We start from the raw sequence: 5,482 nt of genomic DNA on the forward strand, positions 1-5,482 counted from the left end.
GCCTCGCCAAATTCGGCGGCCCGATTATCACGCCAGGAGTCAAGGCGGCGGTAGGAGCCGTGACCGAGTGGCTGGAACGCGAGGGAGCGGCGGTCAAGCACCGGGGGTATTGAGGGCTGCCCCCGCACTACACTGCGCCCATGCTCAAGCCCTTCCTCCTGGCCCTCACCCTGGGCGGCGTGGCGGCTGACCTGGCCCTGGCCGCGCCCGCGCCCGTGGTGCGTAACTTCGGCCTGTCCGAACCCCAGCGCCGCGCCATCTGGACGCACACCATGCGCGGGCAACTCTCCATTGCCGAGCAGACCCAGGACGAGGGCCTGACCCGAATGCTCAGCGCCGAGACGAAGGGCGAGAAACGCACCGCGCAGTCGGCCTCGTTGTCGTGTGCTCTGATGAGCCGCATCGACGCCCAGGCGGCCAGGCAGCAGCCGCTGATAGACGAGCTGCACGCCCGCATTCGCCGTGGCTACGGGCTGTCGCAAGCGGCGCTGGACGGCATCTTGCGCGAGGGTGAGCAAAAAGGCTGGGCGCTGCCGCTTTGAGCCTGAGCTTCACCGACGAACCCATGAGCGTCATCCTGCCCGCCGTGCGCCGCGTGCTGGACGCCGTGGGCGAAGTGGCTTTCGAGGTGCCCGACCCCGACCTGGGCGTGGGCCTCTACGCGGGCGAGGTGGGCGCGGCGGGCCTGCACCGTCCCTGGCCGACCTGGGCCGACCTCGCGGAGACGCTGGGGGCGCACCTGCTCACGCCGGAGCGGGCAGGAGAGGGCCGCGTGCGCGTGCGGCTGCGGCGGCAGGCAGGCACCCCCGACCCCGACGCGCAGGGCTACGGCGGGCCGGAATGGGCGCGGGTGGACAAGCTGGAAGACCCGGTGTTTTTGTTCACGTTGGTCGAGGCGCTGCGGCGGGTCAGCCCCCCGGCAGGTGGGCGCGTCCTGAGTCTGGGCGTGAGCGGCGGGCGTGAACTGGACGCGCTGGCACTGGCTTTTCCGGGCCGTGAGTTCGAGTTGGTGGGTCTGGACATGGAGGCGGCGGCCCTGGAGCGGGCAAAAGAGCGGCATCCGGCGGGGCAATTCCGCGTGCTGGACGTGAACACTTTGCCCGCCGCCGACCTGGGCCAGTTCGACCTCATCCTGTGCCTCAGCCTGCTGCAAAGTCCCGGCGTACAGACCGACCGGGTACTGGCGGCGCTGTACCGTCATCATCTGACGTCCGGCGGTGGGCTGGTGCTGGGCTTTCCGAATGCCCGCTACCGCGACGGGGCGCTGAGCTACGGCGCACGCCTTCTCAACTTTGCCCGCCCCGACCTCAGCCTGCTGTGCGCCGACGTGACCGACGCCCGGCGCAGGCTGCAAAAGTACGGGTTCAAGGTCTTCGTGACGGGCAAATATGAGGTGCTGGTGACGGCGATTCCGGCAGGGACGCGGACGCCGGAAGGTCTGGCCCTGTAACCACAGTCGTGAACGGCTCAGCTTTGCGGTGACGGGTCACGGCTGGCCTGTCCCGCCTGCCAGGTCAGGTAGCCCCCGTCCAGATTCAGCACGTCGCAGCCGAGTTCGGACAGCAGCCGGGTCGCCGTGTGTCCACGCTGTCCGACCTGACAGTGGACGACCAGGGGCGTACCGCGCAGCTCGTCGGCCCTGGAGCGCAGGTCACCCAGCGGAATATTTTCTGCCCCCGGAATGCGGCCCCGGGCATATTCGGACGGGTCACGCACGTCAATGATGCGCCGCCCGCTGCCCTCCAGTTCGTGCCATTGCAGGGTGCAGGTCAGGCCGTCCATGACGTTTTGCGCCACGTAGCCGAGCATATTGACCGGGTCTTTGGCGCTGCTGTAGGGCGGGGCGTAAGCCAGCGGCAGGTCGCTGAGGTCGTCGGCGTGCAGACCCGCGTGCAGGGCGGTTGCCAGCACGTCGATTCGCTTGTCGGTGCCTGCGCCGCCCACCGCCTGCGCTCCGTAGATGCGGCCCGACTGCGGGTCGAACACCAGTTTGAGGCTGACCCGTTCGGCGCCGGGATAGTAACCCGCATGTGAACCGGGGTGCGTGTGAACCGTGGCGTAAGGCAGGCCCCGCGCCGCGACCTGTTTCTCGTTGAGGCCCGTGCTGGCCGCCGTCAGGTCGAACACCTTGACGATGGCTGTCGCCGGATGTCCCCCGAAATTCACCGGGCGGCCCATGATGCGGTCAGCCACCAGGCGGCCCTGGCGATTGGCTCCCCAGGCCAGGGGCACGAAGGCCAGTTCGCCCAGCGAGTCGCGGACCAGCGCCGCGTCGCCCACCGCCGAAATGTGCGGGTCGGAGGTCAGCAGCGACTCATCGACCACGATGCCTCCGCGCTCAGCCACCTCCAGCCCCGCGTCACGCGCCAGCCCGTCTTCGGGACGCACGCCGACGGCCAGCACCACCAGGTCGGTTTCCAGGGTTTCACCGCTGTGCAGGGTCACGCTGCGTTCGGTCAGCTGCGTGACCTGGGCCGAGCAGCGCACCTGAACGCCGTGCTTTTCGAGTTCCTGCCGCGCCAGCACCGCCAGTTCGGGGTCGAGGGGAGGCAGAATCTGCGGGCTGCCTTCGAGCAGCGTGACCTGATGGCCCGCTTCGCGCAGATTTTCAGCGACTTCGACACCGATAAAACCCCCACCGATCACCACACTGCGCTGCCCGGCGACGGCGGCGGACTTGAGGCGGTCGAGGTCGCTCACGTTGCGCAGGGTCAGGGCGTGCTCGACTCCCGGAATCGGTGGGCGCAGGGGCGCGGCTCCCGGACTCAGGATGAGGTGGTCGTAGGCAAGCGCATAACTCCGGTTCGCTTGCAGGTCGTGCACCTCCACCTGCCGGGCCGCCCGGTCAATCCGCCTGACCTCCTGCCGGATTCTCACGTCCAGGCCGAAGCGGGCACTCAGGCTCTGGGGCGTGTGCAGCAGCAGGCGTTCGCGCTCGGCAATCACGCCGCTGAGGTGATAGGGGAGGCCGCAGTTGGCGAAAGACACATGCTCTCCACGTTCCAGCACGACAATCTCGGCGCGTTCGTCCAAGCGGCGCAGGCGGGTCGCCGCGCTCATGCCCCCCGCCACTCCACCCACGATGACAATGCGGCGCACCCCATCAGAATCTGCAACAGTCATGGCGGGAGTATATACCTCCCTGGGGTATCTCTCGGTACTCGGATGTCCCGCTGGCCTCATACGGGGCTGGGCGGCGCAGGGGACATTCCGGTGCTTTCCTCGGATGTGCTCTGTTTCGCCGCTTGGCAAGTCCGCTTCGCTCTGCTCGGGAAAACAGTTTGGATACCCGAACTATTTCAAAGCCGTATCAGCCCTCCAGTCGCCCCGATTTCCTGAGCATGCCCAGCACGCCCGCCGCGATTTCTTCCACGCTGGAACTGGTGGTTTCCTTGACCGGAATGCCCATACGCGCAAAAAGCTGCTCGGCGCGGCGCACTTCGTACTCGCACTGCTCGATGCTGGCGTATTTGCTGTTCGGCTTTCGCTGGGTGCGAATGGCGTGCAGCCGCTTGGGATCGATGGTCAGGCCAAAGAGTTTGCCCCGGTAAGGTTCGAGGGGCAGCGGCAGGCCGTCACGCTCGAAGTCGTCTTCCGCCAGCGGGTAGTTGCTGGCACGGATGCCGTGTTGCAGCGCCAGAAACAGACTGGTCGGCGTCTTGCCCGCCCGCGATACCCCGACCAGAATCACGTCGCTCAGGCCGTATTGCCGGTCGCCCACGCCGTCGTCGGTGGCGAGTGCGAAGTCCAGGGCCTCCATGCGCGACAGGTAAGCCTCGCTGTCCTGCATGTCGTGGTGCCCGCCCACCACCAGTTTGGCGTCTTCTCCGAATTCCTTTTCCAGCAGCCGGATGTTCTCGGTCAGCAGGTCGAACACCTGCGCAGGCGCGGTCTGGAGGATTTTCAGCACGTCCGCCTGGGTGGTCGTCGTGAAAATCAGGGGCCGCTCGCCCTGGGCCGTCAGCCCTTCCACTTCGCGAACGACGCTCTGGGCCGAGGCCACGTCAGCGGTGAAGGGGCGGCGCACATAGCGGAAGTGCTGGCCTGGAAAGTGGGTCAGCAGGGCGCGGGCGATGTTCTCGGCGGTGAGGCCAGTGTGGTCGGAAACGATCAGAACGGTGCGCGGCATACCTCCAGGGTGCCATGTCCACCCCGGTCAGACAAAGTCATGGGCTAGAACCCTGCACTGGGTTAAAGTGAGGAGATAGAGAACACAAATCCCCTCAAGTGGCGCGGCCTCGGGGCGCACGCCAACGGAGAAAACGTATGGATATGATTCGCCCGTTCCAGACACTAAGGATGACCGACGTGGAAATTGTCGGCGGCAAAAACGCTTCTATCGGTGAGATGATTCAGGGCCTCGCCGCCGCTGACGTGCGCGTGCCGGGCGGGTTTGCCACCACCGCCGACGCTTTCAGGCTCTTTTTGCAGGAAAACGACATCGAAACCAAAATCAACGCCAAATTGAAGGCGCTGGACGTAAACGACGTAAACGCCTTGGTCGCGGCGGGCAAAGAAATTCGGGGCTGGGTGGAAGCCGCCGAGCTGCCCGCCGCGCTGGAAGGAGCCATTCGCACCGCCTACGCCGAAATGGGCGATGATTCTTCAGGAGGTGGGGCCGACGTAGCCGTGCGCTCCTCCGCCACCGCTGAAGACCTGCCCGAAGCCAGTTTCGCGGGCCAGCAGGAAACCTTCCTGAACGTGCGCGGCATTGAAGAAGTGCTGAAGCATGTCAAGCTGGTGTTTGCCAGCCTCTACAACGACCGCGCCATCTCTTACCGCGTCCACCACAACTTTGAACACTCCGAAGTCGCGCTCTCGGCGGGCGTGCAGCGCATGGTGCGTACCGACCTGGGCGTGTCGGGGGTGGCCTTTACGCTGGACACCGAAAGCGGCTTCCGTGACGCGGTGTTCGTGACCTCCAGCTACGGCCTGGGCGAAATGGTGGTGCAGGGCGCGGTGAACCCTGACGAATTCTTCGTCTACAAGCCAGCGCTGGAGCAAGGCAAAAAAGCCGTGCTGCGCCGCACCCGTGGCAGCAAGCAGAAGAAGATGATCTACGCCGAGGAAGGCGGGGTCAAAACGGTGGATGTGGATGAGGCCGAGCAAAAGGCCTTCTCACTCACCGACGACGACCTCACGGAACTCGCCCGCCAGTGCGTGACCATCGAGAAGCACTATGGCCGCCCGATGGACATCGAGTGGGGCAAGGACGGACGCGACGGCAAGATTTACATTCTGCAAGCCCGCCCCGAAACGGTGCAGAGCCGCGCTGGGCGCACGCTGGAGCGCTTCGAGTTGCTGGGCAAAGGCGAGGTGCTGGTGGAAGGCCGCGCCGTGGGTAACCGCATCGGCGCGGGCGTGGTGCGCGTGGTGCGCGAGCTTTCGCAGATGGACAGCGTGCAAGACGGCGACATTCTGGTCGCAGACATGACCGACCCCGACTGGGAACCCGTGATGAAGCGGGCCAGCGCCATCGTCA

General features: G+C 66.1%; 5 protein-coding genes and 1 pseudogene. 4 read left to right on the plus strand and 2 right to left on the minus strand.

Features of this window, described 5'->3' with window-relative positions; all coding sequences use genetic code 11:
• The 3 genes and pseudogenes from Q4C89_RS11635 to Q4C89_RS11645 all read left to right on the plus strand — a co-directional run.
• A pseudogene (locus tag Q4C89_RS11635) lies at positions 1 to 113 on the plus strand (tRNA (guanine-N7)-methyltransferase); the annotation flags it as partial.
• Positions 114 to 140: 27 nt separating this feature from the next.
• Positions 141 to 542 carry a hypothetical protein gene (locus tag Q4C89_RS11640; RefSeq protein ID WP_303102782.1) on the plus strand — a complete coding sequence of 134 codons (402 nt, stop codon included), beginning with the start codon at positions 141 to 143 and terminating at the stop codon, positions 540 to 542.
• Between the two features lie 23 nt (positions 543 to 565).
• On the plus strand, positions 566 to 1,450 hold the full coding sequence (locus tag Q4C89_RS11645; RefSeq protein WP_303102786.1) for a bifunctional 2-polyprenyl-6-hydroxyphenol methylase/3-demethylubiquinol 3-O-methyltransferase UbiG: 885 nt from the start codon (positions 566 to 568) through the stop codon (positions 1,448 to 1,450).
• Between the two features lie 17 nt (positions 1,451 to 1,467).
• Here the strand turns inward: Q4C89_RS11645 and Q4C89_RS11650 are convergent, their stop codons facing one another.
• Together Q4C89_RS11650 and Q4C89_RS11655 are read right to left on the minus strand one after the other, a co-directional pair.
• A complete protein-coding gene (locus Q4C89_RS11650; RefSeq protein ID WP_303102783.1) occupies positions 1,468 to 3,123 on the minus strand; it encodes an FAD-dependent oxidoreductase in 1,656 nt (551 codons plus the stop codon).
• A 187-nt stretch (positions 3,124 to 3,310) separates the two neighbouring features.
• Positions 3,311 to 4,129, minus strand: a complete 819-nt coding sequence (locus Q4C89_RS11655) for a pyruvate, water dikinase regulatory protein (RefSeq protein WP_303102784.1) — start codon at positions 4,127 to 4,129, stop codon at positions 3,311 to 3,313.
• 137 nt (positions 4,130 to 4,266) lie between these two features.
• Between Q4C89_RS11655 and Q4C89_RS11660 the strand changes: the two genes are divergently transcribed.
• Positions 4,267 to 5,482: PEP/pyruvate-binding domain-containing protein (locus Q4C89_RS11660; RefSeq protein ID WP_303102785.1), on the plus strand; the 1,216-nt coding region annotated here is incomplete at its 3' end.

It is taken from the genome of Deinococcus sp., assembly GCF_030523985.1.
Taxonomy (GTDB): domain Bacteria; phylum Deinococcota; class Deinococci; order Deinococcales; family Deinococcaceae; genus Deinococcus.

Bases quoted from the DNA above. Each gene is read 5' to 3' on its own strand.
- Q4C89_RS11655 (WP_303102784.1), bottom strand. From the start codon at position 4,129: ATGCCGCGCACCGTTCTGATCGTTTCCGACCACACTGGCCTCACCGCC.
- Q4C89_RS11650 (WP_303102783.1), bottom strand. From the start codon at position 3,123: ATGACTGTTGCAGATTCTGATGGGGTGCGCCGCATTGTCATCGTGGGT.
- Q4C89_RS11645 (WP_303102786.1), top strand. From the start codon at position 566: ATGAGCGTCATCCTGCCCGCCGTGCGCCGCGTGCTGGACGCCGTGGGC.
- Q4C89_RS11640 (WP_303102782.1), top strand. From the start codon at position 141: ATGCTCAAGCCCTTCCTCCTGGCCCTCACCCTGGGCGGCGTGGCGGCT.